Origin of the sequence: Janthinobacterium sp. HH106 (genome assembly GCF_001758725.1) — a bacterium.
In the GTDB taxonomy this organism is placed as follows: domain Bacteria; phylum Pseudomonadota; class Gammaproteobacteria; order Burkholderiales; family Burkholderiaceae_D; genus Janthinobacterium.
Genome location: NZ_LRIC01000025.1, coordinates 102,933 through 128,948, shown reverse-complemented (window position 1 = coordinate 128,948; position 26,016 = coordinate 102,933). Strand labels below are relative to the sequence as shown.

Annotated in this window: 21 protein-coding genes and 1 tRNA gene; all 22 read right to left on the bottom strand. The window is 59.6% G+C overall.

Annotation, left to right across the window (positions count from 1 at the left end; genetic code table 11):
• Positions 1-3 precede the first annotated feature (3 nt).
• A complete protein-coding gene (locus tag JAB8_RS11705) occupies positions 4-1,257 on the bottom strand; it encodes a glycosyltransferase (protein WP_175444759.1) in 1,254 nt (417 codons plus the stop codon).
• A 145-nt stretch (positions 1,258-1,402) separates the two neighbouring features.
• The gene (locus JAB8_RS11700) at positions 1,403-3,697 is read right to left on the bottom strand and encodes a heparinase II/III family protein (protein WP_227742126.1); all 2,295 of its coding nucleotides are present in this window, start codon (positions 3,695-3,697) and stop codon (positions 1,403-1,405) included.
• Positions 3,698-3,818: 121 nt separating this feature from the next.
• Positions 3,819-4,757 (bottom strand): glycosyltransferase family A protein, encoded by a 939-nt coding sequence (locus JAB8_RS11695; protein ID WP_070289610.1) that lies wholly within the window; start codon positions 4,755-4,757, stop codon positions 3,819-3,821.
• Positions 4,757-6,190 carry an O-antigen ligase family protein gene (locus tag JAB8_RS11690; protein WP_070224581.1) on the bottom strand — a complete coding sequence of 478 codons (1,434 nt, stop codon included), beginning with the start codon at positions 6,188-6,190 and terminating at the stop codon, positions 4,757-4,759. The genes JAB8_RS11695 and JAB8_RS11690 overlap by 1 nt, the downstream gene beginning before the upstream one ends.
• A 10-nt stretch (positions 6,191-6,200) precedes the next feature.
• Positions 6,201-7,709: a lipopolysaccharide biosynthesis protein gene (locus tag JAB8_RS11685; RefSeq protein ID WP_070289609.1), complete on the bottom strand. Its 1,509-nt coding sequence runs from the start codon at positions 7,707-7,709 to the stop codon at positions 6,201-6,203.
• Between the two features lie 111 nt (positions 7,710-7,820).
• The gene (gene epsI / locus JAB8_RS11680; protein WP_083287667.1) at positions 7,821-8,516 is read right to left on the bottom strand and encodes an exosortase-associated protein EpsI, B-type; all 696 of its coding nucleotides are present in this window, start codon (positions 8,514-8,516) and stop codon (positions 7,821-7,823) included.
• The gene (gene xrtB, locus JAB8_RS11675) at positions 8,513-9,418 is read right to left on the bottom strand and encodes an exosortase B (protein WP_070289607.1); all 906 of its coding nucleotides are present in this window, start codon (positions 9,416-9,418) and stop codon (positions 8,513-8,515) included. The genes epsI and xrtB overlap by 4 nt, the downstream gene beginning before the upstream one ends.
• Positions 9,419-10,294 (bottom strand): chain length determinant protein tyrosine kinase EpsG, encoded by an 876-nt coding sequence (gene epsG / locus JAB8_RS11670; protein WP_070224585.1) that lies wholly within the window; start codon positions 10,292-10,294, stop codon positions 9,419-9,421. It lies immediately after the preceding gene.
• Positions 10,295-10,309: 15 nt separating this feature from the next.
• Positions 10,310-11,725: a chain length determinant protein EpsF gene (gene epsF / locus JAB8_RS11665; protein WP_070224586.1), complete on the bottom strand. Its 1,416-nt coding sequence runs from the start codon at positions 11,723-11,725 to the stop codon at positions 10,310-10,312.
• 62 nt (positions 11,726-11,787) lie between these two features.
• On the bottom strand, positions 11,788-12,576 hold the full coding sequence (epsE, locus tag JAB8_RS11660; protein ID WP_070224587.1) for a polysaccharide export protein EpsE: 789 nt from the start codon (positions 12,574-12,576) through the stop codon (positions 11,788-11,790).
• Between the two features lie 47 nt (positions 12,577-12,623).
• Positions 12,624-13,604 carry an EpsD family peptidyl-prolyl cis-trans isomerase gene (locus JAB8_RS11655; protein WP_343216103.1) on the bottom strand — a complete coding sequence of 327 codons (981 nt, stop codon included), beginning with the start codon at positions 13,602-13,604 and terminating at the stop codon, positions 12,624-12,626.
• Positions 13,605-14,285: 681 nt separating this feature from the next.
• Entirely contained in the window at positions 14,286-15,668 is a 1,383-nt protein-coding gene (locus tag JAB8_RS11650; RefSeq protein ID WP_070224588.1) for an undecaprenyl-phosphate glucose phosphotransferase, read from the bottom strand.
• A gap of 8 nt (positions 15,669-15,676) precedes the next feature.
• Positions 15,677-16,870, bottom strand: a complete 1,194-nt coding sequence (gene epsL / locus JAB8_RS11645) for an XrtB/PEP-CTERM-associated polysaccharide biosynthesis outer membrane protein EpsL (protein WP_227742125.1) — start codon at positions 16,868-16,870, stop codon at positions 15,677-15,679.
• Positions 16,871-16,973: 103 nt separating this feature from the next.
• Positions 16,974-17,663 carry a CAAX prenyl protease-related protein gene (locus JAB8_RS11640; RefSeq protein WP_254679501.1) on the bottom strand — a complete coding sequence of 230 codons (690 nt, stop codon included), beginning with the start codon at positions 17,661-17,663 and terminating at the stop codon, positions 16,974-16,976.
• Positions 17,664-17,814: 151 nt separating this feature from the next.
• On the bottom strand, positions 17,815-19,707 hold the full coding sequence (locus JAB8_RS11635) for an ATP-binding cassette domain-containing protein (protein WP_070289606.1): 1,893 nt from the start codon (positions 19,705-19,707) through the stop codon (positions 17,815-17,817).
• A 160-nt stretch (positions 19,708-19,867) separates the two neighbouring features.
• Positions 19,868-19,942 (bottom strand) — tRNA-Arg (locus tag JAB8_RS11630).
• 96 nt (positions 19,943-20,038) lie between these two features.
• A complete protein-coding gene (locus JAB8_RS11625) occupies positions 20,039-21,061 on the bottom strand; it encodes a hypothetical protein (RefSeq protein ID WP_139143016.1) in 1,023 nt (340 codons plus the stop codon).
• A gap of 6 nt (positions 21,062-21,067) precedes the next feature.
• A complete protein-coding gene (locus tag JAB8_RS11620; protein WP_070289605.1) occupies positions 21,068-22,540 on the bottom strand; it encodes an MBOAT family O-acyltransferase in 1,473 nt (490 codons plus the stop codon).
• A 172-nt stretch (positions 22,541-22,712) separates the two neighbouring features.
• Positions 22,713-23,456, bottom strand: a complete 744-nt coding sequence (locus JAB8_RS11615) for a PEP_CTERM-anchored TLD domain-containing protein (protein WP_070289635.1) — start codon at positions 23,454-23,456, stop codon at positions 22,713-22,715.
• A gap of 122 nt (positions 23,457-23,578) precedes the next feature.
• Complete coding sequence (locus tag JAB8_RS11610; RefSeq protein WP_070289634.1) at positions 23,579-23,971, bottom strand: RidA family protein; 393 nt, start codon at positions 23,969-23,971, stop codon at positions 23,579-23,581.
• 35 nt (positions 23,972-24,006) lie between these two features.
• On the bottom strand, positions 24,007-25,158 hold the full coding sequence (locus JAB8_RS11605; protein ID WP_070289604.1) for an acyl-CoA dehydrogenase family protein: 1,152 nt from the start codon (positions 25,156-25,158) through the stop codon (positions 24,007-24,009).
• 1 nt (position 25,159) lies between these two features.
• Positions 25,160-26,014 (bottom strand): enoyl-CoA hydratase family protein, encoded by an 855-nt coding sequence (locus JAB8_RS11600; protein WP_070289603.1) that lies wholly within the window; start codon positions 26,012-26,014, stop codon positions 25,160-25,162.
• Positions 26,015-26,016: the final 2 nt, after the last annotated feature.

Sequence of the window (26,016 nt, the reverse complement as noted above, 5' to 3'; positions counted from 1 at the left end):
ACGCTAGCGGCGCACCAGGCGCCGGTACTGTGCGGCAACGGCCGACGCGATCACGCGATAGCTGCGCGTCGCCTCGATATACCCCGGGCCGCTGGCCGCGCGGGCACGCGCCGCTGCCGGATCGGCCAGGATGTCGAGTAGTCCCTGCGCCATCGCCGGCGTCGAACTGTCGACCAGCCAGCCAGCGCCACTCTCCTTGAGAACGCGTACCTGATCGGGGTTGTCGTTGGCCACCACCGGCATTCCCAGCGCCATGTATTCCAGCAACTTGGTGGGCGAACAGGTGTCATGGATCAAGCCACGGGGAAAATAGGATACGGCGGCATCGGCGCTGGCCAGCAAGGCCCAAGCTTGCCGCGATGGCAGCCAGCCGGTAATGCGCACGGCGGCGCCCAAGCCGGAAGCGTCCACCTGTGCCTGCAGCGCAGCCGTTTCCGCTGGCGAACCGGCGCTGCCGATCAGTAGCAGGCGCGCATCAGGATAGGTGCCGCGCACGCTGGCCAGCGCCTCGATCATGCGTCCGATCTGGCGACTGGGATCAAGCGTCCCAAGATAGGCGATCAACGGTCCATGCTGCCACCCTTGCGGACGCTCCGCCTGCACAGGCGCAGCGGCCAGCACCTGCGTGTCGACGCCCATGGGTACCGCGCTCAGGCGCGATTTCGGGATGCCCTTCTCCAGCATCATCTCCAGCATCGCCCCGCTTTGCACGAAGACGTGTTGCGCCCTTGGTAACACGACGCGGTACAGCAGACACTCCTCCAACAAACCTTTAAGTAATATCAAGCGATTGCGCAAGCCGCCATGCGCCGCCAATTGTGCCCGCGCCCTGGCAATGCGCGCCTCGCACATGAGGAAGGAAACCCAGAAGACAAAGGGAATGCCCTTGAGGCGGGCAATGACGAGCGCCAGCAAGCCGATCGACACCATGTCGCGCACCTGGATGACGTCGCAGGTCGCGCGGTTGACCTTGAGCAAGGCACTCAGGCAGGTGAGTAAAAAAGCCCCTTCCCTCCGCAGCCGCCCGCCCTGCGCGCTACTTGTCCTGACGCGCGCGAATCGGGTTCCTTCGCTGCGGTCCGGCAATACGCCCAGCACGGGCTTGCCAACCAGCTCGCATTCGATGCCGTGGCGCGGCAGGTAGTCGCCAAACAAGGTAGTGACGTCCACGCGGAACGTAGGCAAGGCTTCGGGAACCAATTGCAAGAGACGCAGCGTAGAAGCATTGTCCTGGGCTGCAGCTACCGGTGTACTCATCAAGTGAACCTCTTCATAACATAAATGCATTTATTGCAATAATACCATGATTAACTGATTTTCCTGCTTGCATCGCTATGAACAGGGCATAAAAAAAGCCGCCTGCCTTGAAGGCAAGCGGCTTACTGGACATGCCGGCAGGTAATCAGTTGGCGATGGTGATTTTCTGCGTGCCGACTGTCAATTGCCTGCCGGTTGCCGTTGCAGTGATACTTACGGGCAAGTTCTTGCACCCAACGTCGAGCAGGACGAGGAATTCGCCGCTGCTGGCACTGGTCGTGCGTACCAAGGCGCCGTGCTCTTCGTAGCTACCCGCCTTTGGTGGCGGCCCTGTTCGTTTCTCATAGCGCACCCCCGGATCGGCTATCGGCTTGATGCACACGGAGCGGCCCTGGTTGACGATGGAAATATTGCCGCTGCCATCTACCAAGATTGGTGCTGCCGCATGAAAATTCCATTCGAAGCTGCGCTGGACAGGCGCAGCCAGCTTGTCGCGCACGACGATGGCATCACTGTCGCGCAAGTACCACAATTGCCGTACCGCCAGGCTTAACGCACCGCCATAAGCGGGGGTCGCATTGCCTTCCACGTAGTCCACCGACGGTGTCGTGGAAAAGGCCGTAATGGCGCCGTTGCGCACCAGGGTTTCGCGGTAGCCATCCACCATTTGACCGACGCCGCCATCGAAAGTAATCGTGTTAGCCGACTTCGACTGGCGATACCATGTCGTGTGCATGGGCGAACCGAACCAGTCATACCAGCCCGTCTCGATCAGCAGGGGAACATTGGCGCTCGTCAGCACGAAGGAATTTTGATTGCCATGGCTATGCGAGAACGAACCATAGGGCGTAGATTTGAAATACACGGAAGTGCGTTTCAAATCAGCAAGATTGCTGTGCATCGCGCTCCAGCCGATGCTGGGAAAAAGGGCGCCATTGGCCGGCGGGCGCGGCGTTTCCGTCACGGTCGATACAGGCATAGGATACGGCGCCTGCAGCAAGGTCAGCATGTCCTCGTTCACAGTGATATTCTTGACGTACCAGGCTGCTTCCGGCGTGGCAAAGCGCGATACATAGGCCTTCAGCAAACGGTACACCGGCTCAATCTCCTGCGCATCGCCGAACATATGTGTCTTGGCGCCGGGCGGAACAAATTCCATGAAGAAACGAGCCAGCCCTGCGGACCACGGCTTGGCAAACAAATCGATGCCGCTGGCCTGCAGCAAGGGCTGCCATATCTGCAAGGCGTTATCCGCGCTGAACTCCGCGTAGGCCGTACCTTCCGAAAAACCGCCCTCCGGGCCGCTCCATACCATCAAGGAACCCGAGAAGTAGCGTACGGAAAAGTCGAACCACGTGGTCGCTTCCGGGATTTCGCCCAGCACCAGCGCGGAAATACCGGCAAGAAAACCGATATTGGTAGCCGTGAAGGCATCGTAAGGTTTCTGTTCGATACCACCATTGTTGCTCAGCAGCTCTTGGTAGATAACGGCCGTACGCGTCTTGACCATCGCCATCCAGACAGCACGCCGGGTCGCGTCGAGGTTGGAACCGAGGCTGTCAAGCGCCTTGCTCAACGCCAGGGCAATAGAGCGGCTGCCCTGCGCCTGATTGACATAGCTGGTCGGCCCATTGGGATTGAGCGCCGTCAGGGCATCCCCCCGCCGCAAGGCCTCAGTCAGAAAGCGTTGCTCGCCCGTCAGGCGGAACATCAGCGCGGCGGCCTCGAGCTGGCGGCTGTTCAAGACGATCGAAGTACGTACCGACGTCATCTGCGCCGCATAGGCAGCAGTCATGACGCTGCTGGCAACCAGGGGCCAGTTGGCGTCGGACGGCAGCGCGACATTGGTCGTTTGCAGGACAACTTCATTGCTCATCCCCTGCAAGGCCGGGCCCCGTTCTGCCTTCATGGCAGCGGTCCAGGCGCTCGCTACCGGCAAGCTGGCAGGCAAACCGCGCGGACGCGGACGTTTCAGGATATTGGCGCGCAAGACATCATTGGCCGGCAAAATGAATTGCTTGGAACTGCCACCGATCTCGAAGGCGCGGTCATCCGACCATGCCGAGCTGACGGTGGGGCGCACGCGCCAGGTATAGCTGCCGACAGGAAGCGGCTCGCTGGGCAAATACCAGTTGCGGCTGCTCGTATAGGTGCGCACCACGGTGGTGCCGATGCGGATCTCGAGCGTATAGGAAGTGGTAGTCGCCGAGTAGGGCGCCCACGTAAATGTCGGCGGGTTCTGCGCCTGCAGCTGGCGGTTCGTCGGCATCGCCTTCACGACCAGTGCATCCGCCGACTGGGCCCAGTCGGCACGCGCATAATGACTATAAGGGAACAGCAGCCAGGCTGCGCTGCATAGCAAGGTACGTTTAGCGGCTTTCATGCTTATAGCCTCCATGAGATAGGATGACATCTTTTCTGGGGCAGCTTCATTTTGCATAATCGCCTTCCCTCAAGACGGAGCGGCGCGCCTCGAGCAAAAGGACTCGTGAATTGCAAGTCCTCAACACTGCATGGGCGCAATGCCCATTATACCGAAAGTACTTTCGGTTACTATGACTTTAGTTGCTCTGCTTCAATTCGCGCCACAATTCCCACCGTTTTAGCAAAGAAGCGTTGCCAGCGGTACACATGACGAAAGTCACCAGCCAGCGCATCGACATGCCGCCGCGCAATGCCTTGCATAATTCCACCAAGGCATCGCCACGGCGCCCATCCTGCAAAGCATAGCGCGCCACCTTGATGCGCGCATCGGCGACGATGCTCAAGGCGCCCGGGCGCGATGGGTCGCCGGCAGGCAAGCTCAGGGCGCGCTGCTCCAACCGAAAAAATACCTGTGGCAAGGTGCGCAAGTCATGCACGGCACACAGGCTGCCAGCCACATCCGTGCGATATGCTACAAGTCTGGCAGGCGTGAAGACCAGCTGCAGGCGCTCGGCCAGGCGGAACCATAAATCCTGGTCCTCGCCAAACTGATCGCCTTCGGGAAAACATTGAGACATGGACATTAAATGGCGGCGCGGCACGGCAATCGAGTTAGTGCAATAGAACACTCCGTGGGCTGCCCGGTAGGCATAGAAATTCTTAATCGGCTCAAACCGCGCATCGGCAAACTGGTCGAGCAGGCCATCGGATGGATCGTTCATGCATAAAAATGATGTAGAAAAAAAACTGTTTTCCGGATACTTTTGGTACATGGAAACAATTGCCAATAAAAAATCTGCAGCATACCAATCATCGGCGTCGAGGAAGCAAACCAGCTCTCCTCGCGAGGCCGCGATACCCACGTTGCGCGCGCGTGACACGCCTCCATTCGCTTGTCGGATCAAGCGTATGCGCGGATCGTCCATCGCTTCCACGAGAGCGGCGCCGCCATCGCGCGAGCCATCGTCGACGACCACAATTTCAAAATCCTGGTGGCTTTGCGACATCACAGAGGCGATCGCCGAGACGATATATTGTTCCTTGTTATATAGTGGGATAATGACGGAGCACAACATCAAGACAAACTCCCTTCCATCATATTGCGCCGTGCCAAGGCTTTCTCACGCCGCTGCTGTGCAGCCGGTACATAGTAGCGGACGAGCACCGCCAGCTGCAGCATATGAATCGGCAAATCAGGGCTCATGCTGGCTAGCGACAGAGGCACTTCACTGATCGACTTGCAAATGAGCAGGATAAACAGCGCCAGCGACAGCCCCTGGCTGGCCCGGACGGTATTGGCGACGAAATAAGCGATCACCAGCGTGTAGAAAAGCAGGCCAAACGCCCCGACGCTGCCGGCGCTCGACAGGCTCTGGAAGAACTGGCTGTGAGCATGGGTGGCGAACGGCATGCCGATGCTGTTGCGGAAAGCCTCATCGAAGATATTCAGTCCGTAGCCAAACACAGGATTCTTGCGCCACTCTTCGACGGCGATCTGCCAGATCTGATCGCGCCCCATAAAGGTCATCAGTTCGGCGCCGTCGCGGGTCGTGAAGAAGCGCGCAATCTTGTCGCCGCCGCCGCCAAACATGAAAATCAAGCATAGCAGGGCGCCGCCAAACATCATCATCAGTATTAATAATACTGGTAGATGGGGGCGCCGGAAATCCTGAATGCGGGCGTTGATTTCATCGCGGCGGCTATACCAGGCCAGCACCACCACCGACAGGATAAAGGCGATCCAGCTAGTCTTCGACTGCGTCAGCAGCAGGCTGATGCCGCCCAGCATCCAGCCACCGCGCATCAGCCAGACATTTTTGAAAGGCCGATACCAAAGGCACAGCATGAACAGCACACACAATGGCCCCAGGCTGTTGGCGTGGCTGGTCAGCCCAGCATAGCGCAGCTTCAGGCCTGGTACCAGACCGTGGTAGTTCGTGCTCATCACCAGACCGTGCTTCCATACGATGCAAGCGGCACTGGCGACAAGCAACGCCAGCAGGGCATTGCGCAGCACAACCGTCATGGCGTCCACGTCGGCCTTGGTATTGGCCATCAGGGCCGCCTGGCAAGCCAGCAGCGCATACAGGAATTCATGGGAAAAATATGGATACATGCCGAACAGGGCGGGGGTCAATGTATTGCTCGCGTAAAAAATCCAGAAGCCAAACAGCAGCATGCCGGGCATGCGTTTGTGCTCGCTTCCAGAGTTCAGCACGTAGCGCAATATGCGCTCGCCACATGAGAAGATCAGAAATACCGAACTCAGGCGGCCCAGCCAAGAAACGATGGAACTCTTGTTGACGACAATGGCCAGCACATCATCTGGAAAAGCCAGGTCGCGGCCCGACAAGAAAATGGTCAAGGCATAGGTCAGGAAAATCGGGTACGCAATATATTGCATCAACCCCAATTCCCGCTTGTGTCCCCAGTGGGCACTCAAAGCCATGCCCGCCACGACCAGGATTGCGGCGATCAACACCACCAAGCCGCCAATAAATTCAATCATATCAATCTCATCATACTGAACATTTACTACGAAGATAAACACCGACCCGTGCCGGCACCGGCGGACTGAAGCGTCCAAGCAGGTCGACGATACGCCGTCCCAGCAATTGTGGCTGAAGCAAACCGGCCAGCAAACACAGACCGCCGCCACCTAGAGAGCCAAACAACAAGGCAGGCAGCGGCCCGTGGCCGATGGCATGCCCCAGCAGTGAGCCGCCATGGGCGCCGGCCGCCGCCAGCAGCATCAGCACGACGGAGCGCCAGACGCTGGGCCACAAGTCGATTATGCCCAAATGCAAGCGCAGGCATGCCGTCATGCCGATCACCAGCGCGCGCGCCAGCAAGGTACCTGACGCGATGGCGGCCACCACCACTACACCCAGGCTGGAAAACTGCCAGAGTGCGATACCCGCCAGCACGATCAGCGGCATCTGCAGCAGCGCTTCCAAGTGCTTGCCGCCCGTATTCCACAAGATGGGCGTCGACATGCCCCACGTGACGTAGGCGGGCATGCCCAGCGCCAACACCGTCAGCACGCGGCTCGATTCGCGCCAGGCATTGCCGTACAGGGTGGCGATCAGGTCGCCGGCGAGGCAGGCCAACACCACGAAGACGGGACCGATGACGATCCAGGTGGCCGCGATGACGGACAGGTACGCCTGCCGCAAGCCGGCCACGTCGTCCTGCAAGCGCGCACCGGCCGCCAGGAAGGCTGGCTGCAGGGCGCTGAGGAACAGCGAATTGGGCGTGTTAGCCAGGTTGTAACCCACCGCATATACCCCGACCGCGTGGGCATTGAGGATGCGCCCCAGGAAAACCCGATCGAGGTTGTTCAAGAACCAGTTGCTCAGGTTGGTAATAAATACTGTACTGCCCGTATGCGTCGAGCGGCGCGCACCCGCGTACCACAGCAATGGACGCAGCGTATGGGGATTGCGGCAATATGTCAGGATCAGCAAGCTCAGCGCCTGTACCAGCCAGGCACTGACCAGGGTCCAGACACCAGCGCCCATCAGTGCCAGCGGAATGCCCACACACAGGTAGCCCAGCGCATAACTGAGGATCTGCGCGATATTGAGCCAGCGGAAATTGAGCTGGCGCCGCAGCAGGTTGCTGCTGGGCGCCGTCATCGCGCTGAGCAGGCACGTCAGGCTCAGCCAGCAAACGATGGACACCAGCCGTGGCTCCTTGAAGTAGGCGGCGATCCACGGCGCCAGCAGGTACAGGCCCAGCATGGCCGCCGCGCCGGACAAGCATTGCCACGTGAAAGCGAAACGGATGTCGTCGTCATGCAATTGCTGGTTTTGCACCAGGCCCCAGGCAAAGCCGAAATCGGCAAGGAAGGTACTCAGTGTCATGACCAGCAAGCCCATGGCGAACAGGCCGTAGATTTCCGGCCCCAGCAGGCGCGCCAGCACGATCTGCACGCCCATCTGCAGCACGAAGCGCGTCACCGTGCCGAGCGCGGCCCATTTGACGGCGCTTACCGCGCGTTTCTTGACGTCAGCGCTGGCAGACATGGCGCGACGCAGGACAGGAGGAGGCGCACTGGCGCTGCAACGTAAGGTTAATGGCAATTCCTATCGACAAAAATATCGGGGCTACGGCCAGGCAGCGCCGGCGCGCTCCGCTTAACCATGGAAGTTGCCGATGATGCGCGCACGGTCCTGCGCCTTCATGCCCGACAACATGGCGCGCACAAAGCCTTCCTGTATTGCGTAGGCGGCGCCCGTATCGCTGTCGATGCTCGACACGCGCACCAGCATGGCATCGGGAATCGCCCCGCTCAAGCCATAGCGCAATTCCTGCATGCGCTGATCCAGGCCCGGCGTGAGCGCCTTGTCGCCGACGGTAATCCAGTAGGTGATCGGTTCCTGGCGCGGGCCATTCGTCGCATACAGATGTTTCACCGGCAAGGTCCCGTAATCGGTGCGCAGCTCGCTGCGGCCCGACTTCTGCACCTCGAAGCCCTGTGCGCCATAGCAGACTTCCGGCAAGTGCACGGCCATATTACTGCTCTGGTCGCCACCATAGGCGATCGACAGCATGACGCGGTTTCCTTGCGGATCGACATACGTGCGCGACAAGGTCTGATTGTATATCTTGTCCAGACGCGCCTGGGTTTCCGGATCGACTTGCAGCGGAATGATGGTGGTGTCGATGGTCCAGCCGCCAAAGGCCACGGGGATGATATCCGCGAGCTGGAACTGCCTCTTGCTGTCGGCGATCTTGACGCTGGGCGTCAAGTGCTTGGCCAGCCCGGCCGACGCCACCATCAGGATGCCGGCCAGCACACTGACCTTGACGGAATTGATCATCGATTTCATGCCTGGCTCCCCGACACTCTACGCTCACGCAATTTAACGATCCATTGCAGCAGGGTATCGGCAGAAAGGATCAGGATCAGCGCCGTAATGAACAGCACCATGCCGGCGAAACCGTGCAGGAAGCCCTGCCCCGCGGCATCGCCGAAATAATAGGTAATCAGGGTCAGCACGATGACGCGCACGACGTTGGCCGAGAACGAGATCGGGATGATCAGGATAGCCAGTGCGATATTGCGCAGTGCCGACGTGTGGCGCACGACATTCAGGTAAAACAGGCCCAGCGCCTCCAGCGACAGCAAGGTCTGCAGGCCGGCGCACGCGTCCGCCACCATCAGCTGGTACTGGCCGATCTGCAGGATCACGCCCGTGCGGGCGATCGGATAGCCGGCAAAAAACAGCAGGTGCTCGACCACGTACGACACGGCCATCTTCATCGGCATCGTCAGCATGATGACGATCTGGGCCGGCAAGGGCACCATGAACAGCATGAAGAAGAACGGGAACCACAATATTTTCAAGGCACGCAGGCCCCGCTTCAGCAACAATACGGCTGCCAGCATCCAGATGAAGGAGCCGATTTCAAAGGCGATGATATGTTGCGAACGGCCTAGCACGTACAGCACCAGGGCGATGGCCAGCATCCCCCAGCCCAGCGCGCTGGGTTCGCTGCCACGGGTTTTTTCCAGCATGTCCGGCCAGTTGCGCCAGATCAGCCACAGCGACAAAAACAGGATGATGGGACCGTGCGCCTGCTCTTCCGTCGCCCAGATGCCGCCAAACAGGCCGGCAAAGGACGGAATGTACATGGCCAGCAGTCCGATGGCCAACGGCAGCCATTCTGGCAAGTATTCCTTGCATTGCTGCAAGTTCAGGCCCGACCACCGCTTGGCTTGGGTATTCATTTAGAAATCCACCATCACGGAACCGACCACCTTGGCACCGCTCTGCACGATCTGCTCGGCCATGGCGTTGATGTCGCTCAACAGGGATTGATTCTTGCGCGCCACGATCAGCACGCCACCGGCACGGGCCGCAATGGCCATCGCGTCGGAACCGAGCGCATACGCGGCCACGTCATAGATGACGATGTCGAACAGCGACTCGAGTTCCGTGTTCAGGTTGGCAAACGAGCTACGGCTGAGCAGCTCTTGCGGATTCGGCGGCAGTGTACCGGATCCCAGCACGGACAGATCGACGAACGATTCGACCTTGGTGATGGCGTCGAGCTGAGCGCGGCCAGCGAGTATGTCGGACAAGCCCTGGCGCGTCTGAACATCGAAAATTTCATGCTGGCGCGGATTGCGCAAGTTGGCGTCGACCAGCAGGGTGCGTTCACCCAGCTGCGAAAACACGACAGCCAGGTTGGCCGCAAACAGGCTGGCACCGTCGCCGGATGCACCGCCCAGCACCACCAGCGCCTTGTGCCCACGAGCAAACCAGCGCAGCATGACCTGGCTGCGGATCGCGCGCAGCGTTTCCACTTGCGGGCTGAACGGTTCATAAGCAGCCACCAGCAGCTCCGAATACTTGCCCTCGCCTTTTTGCAGGTAGGGATAATCGAACTGGCGTGCCAGCACTTGCTGGATGTCGGCCTCCGTGATCAGGCCCAGGCGCAGGGCCGCTTCGCCGAAGCGGATGCCGAGTTCCTTTTGCATGCGCAGCACGCGCTCGGCGTTCTCGGGCGTGATCTTGCCCGACTCGAGCAGCAGACCGCCAATACTGGAGTCGCCGGTACGTGGCACGGTGTTCATCGAAATGGGGAGCGCGGCTTGGTTCATCGTCATATCCATGTTTTAACGTAAGCGCAGGCGGCGCGGCAGAATGCCGTTCAACACACCTTTTTTGCGCGGCGACTTGCGGGCATTCCAGTCGATGGCGCCGAAGACGGGAATCTGCAGCGTTTCTTGCAAGTCGGCTTCCGAACGCACGCGGCGGTACAGCATCTCGATCACGATGGCCAGTCCCACGCCCAGCAAGGTGCCGAGGAAAATCGACAGCAAGGTATTGAGCAGCACGCGTGGACCGGCAGGATCGATCGGCGGCACAGCCGGATTGAGCACGGAAATATCCGACTGCTCCGCCTGGCCCTCGATGCGCGTTTGCGACAGGCGCTGCGACGTCACGTCAAAGGCGCGCTGGGCGCTCTCGACATCTTTCATCAATACGCCCATCTCATCGCGGGTACGGTTCAATTCCAGCACCTTGGCTTTTTGCGCCTGCAGGGCGGCGCGCACCGCCGCTTCGCGCTGCTGCAGGATCTGCGCATTGTTGCCAACGCTGCTGGAGGTATTGGCCAGCTGCTCGCGCAGGTCGGCGCGCAGCTTGTCGACTTCCGCCTTGGCGCTCTCGTATTGCGGGTGGTTGCGGCCCAGGCGCTGGGCGATTTCGGCCAGCTTGCCTTCGGCGTTACCCAGGCCAATCTTCAAGTTCTGGATCAGCGGATTGGACGACACGTCGGGCGAGGCCATGCCATTGCTGCCCTGCGCCATGCGCTGGCGCGACGACGCTTCCATCGTCTGCCCTTGCGCCATGACCAATTGCGCCGACAAGTCATTCAGGCGATTCGATTCGACATCGAGACGGTTGTCGACGCTGACGATGCCATTGTCCTGCTGGTATTTGGAGAGCTTGCTTTGTGCCACTTCCAGGTTATCGCGCAGCAACTTGGTCTGTTCGCTGAAATACGTCGAGACGCGGCGCATCGGATCGACCTTCAGCTGGATGCTGGTCTTCTGGTACTCGTCCGCAAAGGCATTTGCCACGGCGGCGACGAACTGCGGGTCGCTGCCCTTGAAGCTGATGTCGACCACGCTGCTTTCGCGCGATGGCACGATTTCCACTTTTTTCAGCAGCAGATCGGCCAGCCAGTCGCGCACGGTGCCGCCCTTGCCTTCGGTCGCCTCATTGAATTGCGCAATCACGGCCGGGCTTTCCGCCAGTTTCAAATGGTCGACGACGCGCAAGGCAACGTTCTTGCTGCTGATGATGTCGATTTGCGTCGCCATGAAACCAGGCAACAACTGGCCCGGCATGGCCAGGCCCGTCAGCGGGTCGACCCCTTTGTAGTTCAAGAGCAACGAACTTGTCGCCTTGTATGTTTTAGGCAAGAGCAAACTGACCGACAGCGTGCCGAGAACAGTGACCAGCAGCGTGACCAAGATCAACTTCTTGTGCGCACGCAGGATCAGTAGGAGCTGTGACAAATTCATGGGAAAACCTCAACACAGAATGAAAAACATCCGGCTTGCGCCGGAAAGATACGGACACAGGCTTAAAACAGGCTTTCCTGCACGTACACCATATCGTCAACTTGCAGCAGGTCATCATGCTTGGCGTTGATGATTTCCAGCTTGCCAGCCTCGTCGCGGCGCTTGATGCGAATGCCGCGCTCGGTGCCGCGCTGCGTCAGGCCACCGCCGACGGACAAAGCCTGCAGCACCGTCATCGATCGCTCGAGGCGGAAGGCGCCCGGACGCTGGACTTCGCCGTAGATATAGAAGCGCGGCGCGCGCTCGACAAAGATCACGTCGTTGCCAGCCACGTCCAGGTCGCGGTTCAGGTCAGCCGAGCGCACCATCTCGACGATATCGACGATTTCGCGCGTCGTCTTGCCGTTACGCTTGCGAATCAGGCTGACGGCATCGCCGCCGTCCTGGCTGACGCCGCCAGCCATGGCCAGCATGTCCATCAGGCTGCGCTTGCCTTCAATCGGATAGCGCCCGGGACGGTTGACCTGGCCGAGCACCGACACTTGCTGGCTTTGCAGCTGCGTCACGATGATGTTGACCTGTGCCTTGCGCAGGAAGCCGCCGCTTTCCAGCAAGCCGCCCAGTTTTTTTTCCGCTGCCGAGACCGACAAACCGCCCAGGGCCACATTGCCGACCAGGGGGAAGGTGATTTCACCCGCCTCGCTGACGCGCGTTTCGAGCGCCAGGTCGGGATTGCCATAGACGGAAATTTTCAATACGTCGCCGGCGCCCAGCTGTACATCGGCAGCACCGGCGAAGCCGGCGCTCAGGGCCAACAGGGTGGCCATGCACCACATCAAAAGTCGTTTCATGATTCGCTTATTCCATTGATAGAGTTACTTACCTAAAATGCTGCGACTTACTTCAAGCCAGCAACGCCACGATCATTTGCTTCCGAGGAACTCTTCGCCGGTGCTGCCTGGGCCGCCGAAGCAGGTGCAGGCACCGGAGCCGCGGCGCTGGCCGCTGCCGATGCGGCGGCCGGGGGGCCGTCCTTGCCCAGGTATTCGATCTTGGCGGCGGCACGCAGACGCTTCAGTTCGGCATCGGCGGCATCCTTGTTTTTCTTGTTGAATAAAAATTGTTCGATCTGCGGCGCAGCCTGTGCCAGGGTCGCGGGATTGTCGCGGATATCGGCGAGGGAAATGAGCAAGGTGCGGTCCCCTTCGCGGATAATGAACAACTGGCCCTTCGGCATCGACAGCAATTTCGCGCTCAGCTCGGGCGCCAGGTCGGCGCTGGTGCGCGACAACTGTGTACGGGCGAACTTGACCTTATGCGCCTCGAGCCAGGCAGCCACGTCGTCGAGCGTCTTGGCGCTATCCATGGCCGCCTTCAACTGGTCGTTCATGTCCGCGCTGGCAATCACCAGTTCGCGCATGTCGAATTGCTTGCGCTCGCTGAAAAATTGCGGGTTCTTCTGGAAGTACTCTTCCACTTCCTGCTTGGTGGGGCGGGCGATCGTACCGATGCGCTTTTGCATATAGGCTTGCGCGACGATCAGCGCCTTGGCGCGTTCGATCGCTTGCACCACCTTGGGATCGCGGTCCGTCTTGTCCTTGGCCGCCTCGTTCTGCAGCAACTGGCGGTCGATCAGCGATTCGAGCAACTGTTTGCTCGCCGCTTCCTGCTGCGGCGCCTGAACATTGGCGCGCTGCATCTCTTCATTGAGCTGCAGGACGGTGATTTCTTCCCCATTTACACTCGCCAGCGCCTGGCCGGGCTTTTTTTCTTTATTGCCACAAGCAGACAATCCTGCGACGGCCAGCACAACCAGGCCTGCGCACAGCAGACGGGAAGGCATGGCGGACGTGCTCGAAGACACACGGGCGATTTGCACTTGGTTCAAAATGACTCCTTCAGTTCAGGTAAGGAAATCCGCTGATAATTTTGTGAATGTGATGATAACTCACTTGGCAACAAAACATTGTCAAAAAAAGCAGATTTCGATTGAAATTATGGGCTTGCGACCACATGATTGTCAATATTATAAATATGATACACAGTGTACTAGCTTACTAGGGAAATATTTGCTTAAAAAACTATTAAAAGATCTTAAAAACAACTGTTTCATCAGAAACACAAGCCTTGCAATAGCGATGCCTCAATAAATAATTTCCACAGGAAAATATTTATTGCGTAGCGAGGGGCACCTGCACTACGCCGCACAATAATCGGAGGCGGGCAAACATGGGAAAGCGGCAGGAATGGGGCCGGTGCCTTGAGGTCTGCCGCTGTTCAACAGCAGACCGACGCCATGCTGGCAGGGCGAGGTTCCAGCGGGCATGGCGCGCATGCCATGGTCGACTAGCTGGCCCGCCGTCAGGCAGGCGGAGCATGTCACCGTGCACATCATGTCGCCGTGCTTGCCTCATAGGGTCGTCTGGCTCATCGAATCACTGTTCGGCCGGCTCCAGGAACCGGCTATTGGACATCTCGCATGATTGCGCCATTTTAACGCGTATTAAATCTCTGCAAAAAATATTCAAGTCCGGTGTGGCGGCCCGCCATCAATGCGCGCTCAATGCGCATTGTCGCGCTTCAGCACCACCTTGACGGTGCGCAAAATGATCCATAAGTCCAACCACAGCGACCAGTTGCGCAGGTAGTCAAGGTCGAAATGGATGCGCGCCTCCATCTTGTCGAGCGTCTCCGTCTCCCCGCGCAAGCCATTCACCTGGGCCCAACCGGTAATGCCCGGCTTGACCTTGTGGCGCAGCATATAGCCCTTGATCAGCTTGCGATACTGCTCATTGTGCGCCACGGCGTGCGGACGCGGCCCGACAATGCTCATGCGTCCCTGCAGCACGTTAATGAACTGCGGCAACTCATCGAGTGAACTGCGGCGCAAGAAGCTGCCCACGCGCGTCACGCGCTGGTCGTTCTTGGTGGCCTGCACTACCTTGTCGCCATCCTCGCTGACCGTCATCGAACGGAATTTATAGACGATGATTTCCTCGCCATACAGGCCGTAGCGGCGCTGGCGGAAGATCACGGGGCCTTTCGATGTTACCTTGACTGCAATGGCGATGACCAACATCACTGGTAACAGCATGATCTGGATCAGCAAGCCCAGCACGATGTCACTGCCCCGCTTGACCATGCTGTTAAAACCGGTAAACGGCGACTCGCGGATGGCGATCACCGGCATGCCGCCCACATTGTCGAAACGCGCCTGCATCAGGTCGAAGATATAAATATCCGGCAAGAAGTACACGGACGCCGTCGTATCCTGCAGTTCATCGAGCATTTTACGGATGCGCGGCTGCGCCGAAATGGGCTGGCTGATGAATATCATCTTGATATTGTGTTCGCGCACATAGGCGGCGATATCGGCCATCTTGCCCAGCATGGGCTCACGCATTTTCTCGGGCCAGCGGTCATCGGTACGGTCGTCAAAAAAGCCCCGTACGCTCATGAACAGATTCGGATTGCGCTCGACGGTGGCGGCAAACTTCAGGCTGGCATCATTGGCGCCAATGATGACGACGGAGCGCACTTCGCTGTCGCGCCCGGGATCGGCCACCATGCGCCGCGCAGCCAGATGGCTGAGCAGCAATATGAATGGCGTCAGCAGAAACCAGGCCAGCACCAGTTCGCGGTCGAAATGAAACGCCAGTCCTGTCGCCGAACCCAGGAATACCAGAATCAGGGCTGTGATGCCCCAGCTGACAAAAATATCGCGGGTATAGGCCAGCATCCGACCGCTGCGCCAGGTACGATAGGGATCGACATACTGGAATACGGATGATGAAATAAAGAACGCAAGGATCATCAATACCAGCGAATAGCCAGTAAAGGGGGAACCTGACAAGGCGGACAACAGATACAGCGTACCCATGATAATCAATGGGTCGAGTATGCGCTGAAAGAACGAAATCAAGGGTATATCATTAACCGTCATAGTGCTCTTCAGAACTGGACACTGGCGCTGAACGACACGCCTTTGGCGCGGAAACTGCCAGTATTAATAATAGGTGCGCCCTTGCGCGTGTCGCGGAAGGCGTTCAGACCCAGCTGGATATTCGGCTGCGGAGCATAGGTTAGTCCCAGAGATTCGGTATGCGAGGTGTCGCTGACATCGACGGGCAATACCAGGCCGCTGGCGGCCGAAAAGTCGCGCTTCTCGCGGCGCAGTTGCGCATCCATGCGAACCTTGGACGTGATATCCCAGGCGGCGGCAACACTGGCGCCATTATTCAGGCTGCTCGAAATCAGCGCATTTTCCACTACTCCATACTCATGCCACAGGGAACCGGTGAAACGCACCTTGCCCAGCGGCGCCCAGTTCACCACGATGCGCCCGTTGGCGCCGCTCGAATTGCGCCCCGAATAAAAGGAATGGCTGCGGCGCACCCATCCACCCAAGAGTTGCACTTGGGTAATCGCACTGTAATTCCAATAAATATTCGCCTTGATCTCATCCTGGGTATAGCCATCGTCGACGCCGAACTGGCCGCCGTTGACGCGATTCGGATAGCTGCCATTGATATGCCGCAACTGCACGCCGACACGACTATTACTTGCAGGCAAATAATCAAGCCCCAGTTCCGTCGCTTTTTCTTCACGGTTGGACACGCGCTGCGACAGCAAGTCATACGAGTAGCGCTCACGGCTGTAAGCGCCACGCACGCGCCAGCTCGGATGGAAACGCCAGCCGCCATCGACGTACTCTCGCTGACGCGTACGCAAATTGCGTTCAGTGCTCTGGAAATCGCTGAACGGCGTCAGAGTTTGCGAATACAGGGCGCCCGCATGGCCATCGAGATGATTGCCTAGATGCCATTCAAGATCGGCCAGGAAATCCTTGCCGCTGTAGTTGAACTGGTCAAAATGCTGGAACGACACGCGCGACCACTTGGCCTGCCCCGTCAGCACCTGGCGCCCGATCGGCCGGTTGACGAGAAAACCTGCCTGTATCTGGCGCGACGTATCGGAACGGGGACCGTTATAGCCGGGAACATTGTCGTCGAGGCGCAACAGATTGTCGTCATAGGAATACGAGGTCGCCAGGAACGGGGAAATGGTATCGCTCCAGGCGGCCATTGCCGACGAGCTGGCCACACCTCCGACCACGAGCACGCAAGCGGCACGCAAGATAGACATGAGCGGCATGCCAGGCAGCAGACATGGGTGGCTACGGAGGCTTTTTGGCGGGGAATTCAACATGGGCATTGTCTTTGAAAGAGCAAACAGTTAGTTGGCAATATTACCAGTAAGTCCAGTGTCCACCGGAAACAATCCAGAGGCCCAGCACGCCATTCGTCACGCCATGCGCGAGGATCGGCGACCATAGGTTCTGGCTGCGCATGTACAGCAAGCTATAAGCAGCACCGGCAACGATACCGGCCAGCCACAAATTGTGTTCGAAGCCAAACAGTACCACGCTGACAACAAAGGCCTTTGCACTCGCCAGACGCGGGTTAAATTTCAGAAAGTCCGGGGCATCGATCCAGCGCAGCAGGAAGGAGCGCCAGAACAGCTCTTCCATCACAGGCACCACGAGCGCCGCGCCGGCGATGCGCAGCACCACCAGCGTCCACTCGATGCTGCCGTCATTGCGGGGATCGAAACCGTCGGCGCTGCCGATACTCATCCAGCCCGCATTCAAATTAATCCACAGCAAAAAAACAACAAGTCCGGCGGAGATGGCGACGGCAATAGCGCGCGCACCCAGCCCTGTCCAGACCAGTTCTGTATAGCTGCGGCGCCAGTACAACAACATGCCCAGCACGACGCCGATCTTGACGGCGTACAGCCAGCGCAAATCCTGCGCGGCAAAGCCGGCCCGGCCCAGCATGTCGGCGATGAAGATAAAGGAGAGGTAGGCCAGGAATGGCGCTACCCGGGGCAAGGCGGCGCGGTCAAACATGCCGATGCGCACCAGAGGTGGAACCACGCGCCGGACGCCGTGGTCCGGAGCGCGTGTTTTTGATAACAAACATGCATCCCCCGATGTAAAAAATATAATTATATAATTATATCAAGCAGAACCGTTGCCGTGGCAAGTAATCCTAACTTAAATTACAACAGGGTATGCAAGAAACTAATCAGGCATTGCTGCGCGCCTCGATCTGCTCCCACTTTTCCAGCGCTTCCAGCAGTTCGCCTTCGATCTCGGCCACGCGCGCATTCAGGCGCTTGCCTTCGGCCGGCGTCTTTTTGTAGAAGTCCGGATGCGACAGTTCGGCGGCCAGCACCGATTGCTCGTCTTCCAGCTTGGCGATCAGTTTCGGCAACTCTTCCAGTTCGCGCTGCTCCTTGTAGCTGAGCTTTTTCTGCTTGGCAACGGGTGCGGCAGCTTCGACCTTCACGGCCGGCTTGCTGGCAGGCGCCGTGGCGATCGGCAAGGTGCGCACGCGCTCCCAGTCCGTGTAGCCGCCGACGAATTCGCGCCACTTGCCCTCGCCTTCGGCGACGATCACCTGCGTGACCACGTTGTCGAGGAAGGTACGGTCATGGCTGACGAGGAAGACGGTGCCGGTGTATTCTTCCAGCAACTCTTCCAGCAATTCCAGGGTATCGATATCCAAGTCATTGGTCGGCTCATCGAGCACCAGCACGTTGGCCGGCTTGGCGAACAGGCGCGCCAGCAGCAAACGGTTGCGCTCGCCACCGGACAGCGACTTGACGGGCGAACGGGCACGTTCCGGCGCGAACAGGAAGTCGTTCAGGTACGTCATCACGTGACGGCGCTGGCCATTGATCTCGACCCAGTCGCTGCCAGGCGCGATGGTCTCCATCAGGTTCGCCTCTTCGTTCAGCTGCGTGCGCATCTGGTCGAAATACGCGACCTGCAGCTTGGTGCCCAGGCGGATGGTGCCCGTGTCCGACTGCTCTTCACCCAGAATCATTTTCAGCAAGGTGGTCTTGCCGGCGCCGTTGGCGCCGATCAGGCCAACCTTGTCGCCGCGCAAGATGGTGGCGCTGAAATCCTTGACGATGACCTTGTCGCCGTAGATCTTCGAAACGTTTTCCAGGTCCGCCACGATCTTGCCCGAGCGTTCGCCGGCCGACACGTCCAGTTTCACTTGGCCCTGCTGCTCGCGGCGCGCATTGCGCGTCAGGCGCAGCGCTTCCAGGCGGCGCACGCGGCCTTCGTCGCGCACGCGGCGCGCCTTGACGCCCTTGCGTATCCACACTTCTTCTTGCGCCAGGAACTTGTCGAACTTGGCGTTTTCCACTTCCTCGATTTCCAGCTGCTCCGCCTTGCGCGTCTGGTAAGCCGTGAAGTTGCCCGGATACGACAGCAAACGGCCGCGGTCGAGTTCGATGATGCGCGTGGCAACGTTGTCGAGGAAGGAGCGGTCATGGGTGATGAACAGCACGCTGCCTTTGAAGTCGCGCAACAAGCCTTCCAGCCACAGGATGGAACTGAAGTCCAGATGGTTGGTCGGCTCATCGAGCAGCAGCACGTCCGGTGCCGACACCAGCGCGCGCGCCAGCGCCACGCGCTTCTGCATGCCGCCCGACAGGGTTTTCATGGCCATGTCGCCCGTCAGGTTCAGACGATCGAGTACGGTTTCCACCTTGTTCGGCAAGCTCCACGCATCGGCCGCATCGAGTTTGACCTGGATGTCGTGCATGCGTTCCATCAGTTCGTCGTCATTGCCCTGGCCAAACTGGCCCGTCAACGCGTCGTATTCCTTCAGCCACGCCTGCGATTCGCCCATGCCGGAAGCGACGGCGTCGAAGACAGACATGTCCGGGTCAAATTGCGGCTCCTGCTCCACGTACGCGATCTTGATGCCTTGCTGCATCACCAACAGGCCATCATCGAGCTTGAACTTGCCCGAAATGACTTTCAATAAGGAGGATTTGCCTGTGCCGTTGCGGCCGATCAAGCCGACCCGTTCCGAGGTTTCCAGTGAAAATTCCGCGTGATCGAGCAGCGCGACGTGACCGAACGCAAGTTGCGCCGATGAAAGAGAAATGACAGCCATAATGAGTAAAGGTGTACGGGCGCCGCCTCGCGCGCACCGCGTGGTGCGCCAAACAGCTGCCGATTGGATGAATGAAGCACGCATTGTACCGACAACTCGGCACCACCAGTACATTGCAGCCAGCATGAACTCAGGCCACCGGCGCGCGTTGCGTGGAATGTGGTGTCGCCAGCAGGAATCGAACCTGCATTTAAGTCTTAGGAGGACCTTGTACTATCCATTGTACGATGGCGACACGCGCAGCGGCATTATACAGGGTGGCGCGCACCGTGGACATAGCGGACGCTGGTACGCAACGGAAAATCCGGCTGGCGTGGCGCGAGGCTCCCGGCTATGGCTGCCCGGCCGGCAACAGCAAGGGCATGACATGCTGCGCCGCCAAGCCATGCGCCACCTTGTTCCAGTGGCCATCCATCGGCAGAAAATCGAGCCGCTCGGCATGCTCGCGCCAATGCTCCTCGAACACAGGCTGCATGTCGACCACGACGTGGCCATGCTGCCTCGCCTGCGCCATGAAAACTTGGCGGTCATCGCCGTGCCACGACGGTTTGCCCTTCTTCGGCTCATACAAGGTGTTGCGCTCCCCATCGACCACAAAGACCATTTGCCTGTCGGCGGCGCCGGGAAGCGCCTTGATCTGCGCGAAATAGTAGGCCAGCATCTGGTCGCGCGCCGCCGCCCCGGTATCGTCGGCCACTGGCGCGTGAGCTGCGCGTCGCAGCGACGATATCCAGTCCGGCAGCTTCAGGTTGTAATAGGTATAGCGCACAAGGGCCGAGTGCGCCAGCCAGCGCTTGAGCTTTGATTCGACATAGTCGACATGGACCGTCCGCACGCCATCAGGGCCGGCCACGAACTGGTTGTGGCTGCGTGGTGCGGGCAACAGCAGGTTGTTCAGATTTCCCGAATCGATCAGAACGACCACGTTGCGTGGATGCAGGCGCGGCGCATAATGGCGCAGCATCTCGAGCGTATCGGCCAAGCCGTTGCCCGAACTGGCGGCCGACACCACGGCCCCGCCCAGCATGCGGTCCAGCTCCCCCTGCAGGGTGTCGGGGTAGTCGAGCATCAGGCTTTCGACAAAGCTGTCGCCCAGCACCAGCACGGCGGGATCCGGCTTGAACTCGGCGGAATTGGCAAAACCCTGCCCGTTGGTGACACCGCGGCGCGCGTTCGACAATGCCCAGCCATGCGAATACACATACTCCTGCCGGGGCAAGTAACGGCTGAGCGGCATGCTTGCACTGCTTTGCGCGAGGCGCAAGCCGGACGACACCGGCAGGCACTGCAACACAGCCTCGAGCACCAGCGCCATCAGCAGCACACCGATTCCTATCGTAATGGATGAACGCATGATGATTTAAAAGTTAAAATACAGAAATTCGGATACGCCACGGGTCTCGCTGATCGACAGCAAGAACAGGCACAACAACAGCAAGGCACCCAGCAACAAGTTGCCGCGCCCGCCTTCCAGACGGTTTTCCTGCTCCAGACGCAAGCCACGGCCCAGCAGGTCATAGGCATTCGGCAAAAAGAAAGCGATAACGGCGCAGGCGCCCAGCCACCACAGACAACTGCCAAGCTCCATGATGCGGTTCATGCCCAACACGGTCTCGCGCATGGCTGGCGTCAGAGTGCCACCCCACATCGCATGCAGCACGTCCAGCGCCACACCCACCGAATTGGCGCGGAAGAAGACCCAGGCCACAACCACGGCCAGGAAGGTGGCGCAGGCGCCGCCCAGGCGCAGCGCCCAGTTGCTACGCCCGCCCAGCATGTGCCGCAAGGCATGGTTAATGATCAGATAAATACCGTGCAACATGCCCCACAGCAAGAACGTCCAATTGGCGCCGTGCCACAGTCCACCCAGCAGCATCGTCAGCAACAGATTGCGGTAGCGCAAGAACGAGCTCTTGCGATTGCCGCCCAGCGGAATGTACAGGTAGTCGCGCAGAAAATTGGACAGGGTGATATGCCAGCGGCGCCAGAAATCGATGATGGACGCCGCCTTGTATGGCGAGTTGAAATTGATGGGCAAGACGATGCCGAACATATAAGACAAGCCATAGGCCATGTCGGAATACGCCGAGAAATCGAAATACAACTGGAAAGTATAGGCCAGCGCTCCGGCCCAGGCTTCGAGCATGCTCAGGTGCTGATGATGCAGGTCAAAGACGGGCCCTACGAAGCGGGCCACGCCATCGGCCAGGACGACCTTCTTGAACAGGCCGATGGTAAAGAAACTCAGGCCCACCACCAGCCGCCCGCGATGCGGAACGTGCCGGGCCGGCTCCGAGAACTGCGGCATCATCTCCTTGTGATGCAGGATGGGGCCGGCAATCAGGTGGGGGAAGTACGTAACGAACAAGCCGTAGCTTTCAGGTTGATAGTCCTTGACCTTGCCGGCATGGCAATCGACTAAATAGGCGATTTGCGTGAAGGTGAAGAAGGAAATACCGATGGGCAAAGTAATCCCGATGGGCTCTATGGGCGCCCCCGTGAGCGCGGCAATATTGCTCAACAGGAAGTCAAAGTACTTGAAAAAGACGAGCAGGGACAGATTAAAGACGAGTCCGCCGATCAGCCACAGCTTTGCCCGGCGCAGGCGGCCCTGTCCATGGTGCAGCGAAATGGCGCGCCCGACGGCAAAGTTGGTGCAGATCGACAAGGCCAGCAAGGGCAGGAAGGCGATATCCCAGTAACAATAGAATGCAACCGATGCCAGCAATAGAAAGATGATGGACAGGCGCAGCGAATAGCGTGACAGGACAAAGTAGCCCAGCAGTGCCAGCGGAAGGAAAATGAGGAAAAATGAAAAGGTATTAAATAGCACTACAAAATCCCAAGCGTGGGTGGTTGCTAATACGACAACATCAAGCCTCGGCGACTGCCGATGAGCTAATGGCCATCAATCAATTTTCCGGCAACGAGGGCGCGGCAGGCGACATGGCGCACCGCTCCCGCGGCACGCGCAAGCGTATCCGATATCGGCGCGACTGCAGCATTCAGCTGCGGGCGCGCAAGCTTGTCCGCTGCTGACGCAAATGCATGCCAGCGAGCAAGATCAGCCCCGCCAGCAGCACGCCATAAGTGGCAGGCTCCGGCACCGCACTGATGGTAAACACCTGTATCGCGCCGTACGTAATGTTCGGTACCGTAAAACTGGAACCATCGATCAGGCTGATCCCGCTCGCCGGGTGTCCACGGTAATTGTAGGTGTAAAGGGAAGAATAGCCGCCGTGCGTCAAGTCCTGCGGTACATACAGATCATGGCCGACACCAAAGGTGGGACCATAATTTTCCTGATTGTAGGTCTGATCCTTGCCGATGCCATCGCCGCTGAAATACTGCTTCAATTGCGGCAGCATGAAACCCGCTGTCAGATTGAACAGGAAACCTGTGCGCTGGCTATCTTCCATGGTCACATGCATGCCGTCGGTCGAACTCCAGCTTTGCGGGTTATAGCCACCGACGAGCCAGGTTTGCCCCGAGGCATTGGTCGCTTCCATGACGGAAAACGTGCGCCCCTTGCCATCGGAGGCCTTGTGAAAATCCAGCGAGGTGTCGCCCGCCGCCTTGCTGTAGATATTCGTCAGCGCCAGGCGGCCTTCGCCAAGCCAGCTTTCCAGTTGCGTTTGATAGCCGGGAGAGAGTAGCGACGTGCCGGTTCCGGCCTGCGCGCCCAGGCAAACACCCATACCGGCCAGGGCCAGCACCACACTTCTTACCGCCTTAAAATTATTGTGCATCATCTGCCTCGACTGTCAGTATTTGAAGCCGGCGTATTTTCCGGTTGCCAAATATAACATAGCAGATATTGTTTTTACATTTCTTATTTTAGCGCAAAAAATATAATTTTGACAAAAATAATTCATTCAGGCAACACGGCCGTCACTTCGATCTCGACCTTCGCTCTGTCCTCGATGAGTCCCGCCACTTGCACCGCCGTCATGGCTGGAAAATGCTTGCCGATGATTTCCCTGTAGGCAACGCCAATGTGTGGATATGCCGCCACATATTCCTTCTTGTCCAGTACATACCAGTTCATGCGCACGATGTGCTCGGGCAAGGCGCCGGCCTCGGCCAACACGGCGACGATATTCTGCAAGGCCTGGCGCACCTGTCCCGCAAAATCGTCCGTATGAAACTGGCCCTGCGCATCCCAGCCGATCATGCCGCTGACGTACACCGTGCGTCCGCTGGCGGCAATGCCGTTCGCATAGCCGCGCGGCCTGGCCCATCCTGGTGGTTGTAAAACTTGCATATTGCTTTCCTCGTTGTTCATGCGGCTCATGCCGTTCATGCGTTGGCCGCCTCGCGCAGCAGTTCGCGCGCGATGATCAATTGCTGCACTTCGCTGGCGCCCTCGTAGATGCGCAAGGCGCGGATTTCGCGGTACAGGCGCTCGACCGGGTGCCCGCTGACCACGCCCATGCCGCCGAACAGCTGCACGGCCGCGTCGATCACCTGCTGCGCCGTTTCCGTGGCCGTCAGCTTGGCCATCGCGGCCTCCTTCGTCACCTTGCGGCCCTGGTCGCGCTGCCAGGCGGCGCGGTAGGTCAGCAGCGCGGCCGCGTCGATGCCGGTGGCCATCTGCGCCAATTTTGCCTGCGTCAACTGGAAGTCCGCCAGGGTCTGGCCGAACATCTGGCGCTTTGTCGCGTGGCGCAGCGCCTCGTCGAACGCGCGCCGCGCGAAACCCAGTGCGGCGGCGGCCACCGACGTGCGGAACACATCGAGCGTGGCCATCGCCACCTTGAAGCCCTGCCCCGCCTCGCCCAGGCGCTGCGACACGGGTACGCGGCAATTGGCAAAGCGCAGGCGCGCCAGCGGATGCGGCGCGATGACGGCGATGCGCTCGGCGATTTCCAGCCCGGGATTGTCGGCGTCAACGATGAAGGCGCTGATGCCGCGCGCCCCTGGCGCCTCGCCCGTGCGGGCGAACACCACGTAAAAGTCGGCGATGCCGCCGTTCGAGATCCATGTCTTTTCGCCATCGAGCACATACTCGTCGCCGTCGCGGCGCGCCGCGCAGGCCATGGCCGCCACATCGGAGCCGGCCTGCGGCTCAGACAGGGCAAAGGCGGCGATACGCTTGCCGCTGGCCACGTCCGGCAAATAGCGCGCCTTGTTCCCGGCGCTGCCGAACAGGCCGATGGCGCCGGAGCCGAGTCCCTGCATGGCAAAGGCGAAATCGGCCAGGCCGTCGTGGCGCGCCAGGGTTTCGCGCATCAGGCAAATGGCGCGCGTGTCGATCTGGCCATCGGTGCCCGTGGCGTAGGCCAGCCATCCGCCCTGCCCCAGTTGCGCCACCCGCGCGCGGCAAGCCGCATCGACGTCGGCGCCATGGGCGTCGTCCAGGTGCAGCGCCGCCCAGGCATCGAGTTCGCGTTCAAGTTCGGCATGATGCGTCTCGAAAAACGGCCAGTCCAGATAGCTCATATCACGCATGTCAGTTACCCTCAAACTGTGGTTGCTCTTTCGCCACGAAGGCGTGATAGGCCCGATGAAAATCGTTGGTGGCCATGCAAATGGCTTGCGCCTGCGCTTCCGCCTCGATGGCTTCGTCGACGCCCATGTTCCACTCCTGCTGCAGCATTTTTTTCGTCATGCCGTGCGCGAAGGTGGGGCCGCTGGCCAGGCCGGCGGCGAACAGCTGCGCCGCCTCGGCCAGCTCTTCCGGCTCGACCAGACGGTTAAGCCAGCCCCAGCGCTCGGCCTCGGCTCCGGCCAGGGAGCGCCCCGAGTACAGCAATTCGGCGGCGCGCCCCTGGCCGATCACGCGCGGCAGCAAGGCGCAGGCGCCCATGTCGCAGCCGGCCAGGCCCACGCGGGTAAACAAAAAGGCCGTCTTGCTGCGCGCCGTGCCGATGCGGATATCGGAAGCCAGCGCCAGCATGGCGCCGGCACCCGCGCAAATGCCGTCGATGGCGGCGACGATGGGCTGCGGGCAGGCGCGCATGGCTTTCACCACGTCGCCCGTCATGCGGGTAAACGCCAGCAGGCCGGGCATGTCGAGCTGCGTCAGCGGTCCGATGATGTCGTGCACGTCGCCGCCCGAGCAGAAATTGGCGCCGCTGCCCGTGATGACCACGGCCTTGACGTCGTCCGCATGCGCCAGCGCGCGGAACAGCTCGCGCAGCTCCGCATACGAATCGAAGGTGAGCGGATTCTTGCGCTCGGGCCGGTGCAGGGTCAAGGTGGCCACGCCGCCTTCGACGGAAAACAGAAAATGCCGCGCGGCGTAGCCGGCCAGGCTGGCGCGGTTGCCTGGCAGGTCTTGCGGCTGGCCCGGTAGATGGCGCATGC

Excerpts from the sequence above, each read along its gene's own strand:
- JAB8_RS11685 (WP_070289609.1), bottom strand. The coding sequence starts at position 7,709 with ATGTCTGCCAGCGCTGACGTCAAGAAACGCGCGGTAAGCGCCGTCAAA.
- JAB8_RS11650 (WP_070224588.1), bottom strand. The coding sequence starts at position 15,668 with ATGACGGTTAATGATATACCCTTGATTTCGTTCTTTCAGCGCATACTC.
- epsL (WP_227742125.1), bottom strand. The coding sequence starts at position 16,870 with ATGTCTATCTTGCGTGCCGCTTGCGTGCTCGTGGTCGGAGGTGTGGCC.
- epsE (WP_070224587.1), bottom strand. The coding sequence starts at position 12,576 with ATGAAACGACTTTTGATGTGGTGCATGGCCACCCTGTTGGCCCTGAGC.
- JAB8_RS11605 (WP_070289604.1), bottom strand. The coding sequence starts at position 25,158 with ATGCGTGATATGAGCTATCTGGACTGGCCGTTTTTCGAGACGCATCAT.
- JAB8_RS11615 (WP_070289635.1), bottom strand. The coding sequence starts at position 23,456 with ATGCACAATAATTTTAAGGCGGTAAGAAGTGTGGTGCTGGCCCTGGCC.
- epsG (WP_070224585.1), bottom strand. The coding sequence starts at position 10,294 with ATGAACCAAGCCGCGCTCCCCATTTCGATGAACACCGTGCCACGTACC.
- JAB8_RS11700 (WP_227742126.1), bottom strand. The coding sequence starts at position 3,697 with ATGCAAAATGAAGCTGCCCCAGAAAAGATGTCATCCTATCTCATGGAG.
- epsF (WP_070224586.1), bottom strand. The coding sequence starts at position 11,725 with ATGAATTTGTCACAGCTCCTACTGATCCTGCGTGCGCACAAGAAGTTG.
- JAB8_RS11705 (WP_175444759.1), bottom strand. The coding sequence starts at position 1,257 with ATGAGTACACCGGTAGCTGCAGCCCAGGACAATGCTTCTACGCTGCGT.
- JAB8_RS11690 (WP_070224581.1), bottom strand. The coding sequence starts at position 6,190 with ATGATTGAATTTATTGGCGGCTTGGTGGTGTTGATCGCCGCAATCCTG.
- JAB8_RS11610 (WP_070289634.1), bottom strand. The coding sequence starts at position 23,971 with ATGCAAGTTTTACAACCACCAGGATGGGCCAGGCCGCGCGGCTATGCG.
- JAB8_RS11635 (WP_070289606.1), bottom strand. The coding sequence starts at position 19,707 with ATGGCTGTCATTTCTCTTTCATCGGCGCAACTTGCGTTCGGTCACGTC.
- JAB8_RS11625 (WP_139143016.1), bottom strand. The coding sequence starts at position 21,061 with ATGCGTTCATCCATTACGATAGGAATCGGTGTGCTGCTGATGGCGCTG.
- xrtB (WP_070289607.1), bottom strand. The coding sequence starts at position 9,418 with ATGAATACCCAAGCCAAGCGGTGGTCGGGCCTGAACTTGCAGCAATGC.
- epsI (WP_083287667.1), bottom strand. The coding sequence starts at position 8,516 with ATGAAATCGATGATCAATTCCGTCAAGGTCAGTGTGCTGGCCGGCATC.
- JAB8_RS11695 (WP_070289610.1), bottom strand. The coding sequence starts at position 4,757 with ATGTTGTGCTCCGTCATTATCCCACTATATAACAAGGAACAATATATC.
- JAB8_RS11600 (WP_070289603.1), bottom strand. The coding sequence starts at position 26,014 with ATGCGCCATCTACCGGGCCAGCCGCAAGACCTGCCAGGCAACCGCGCC.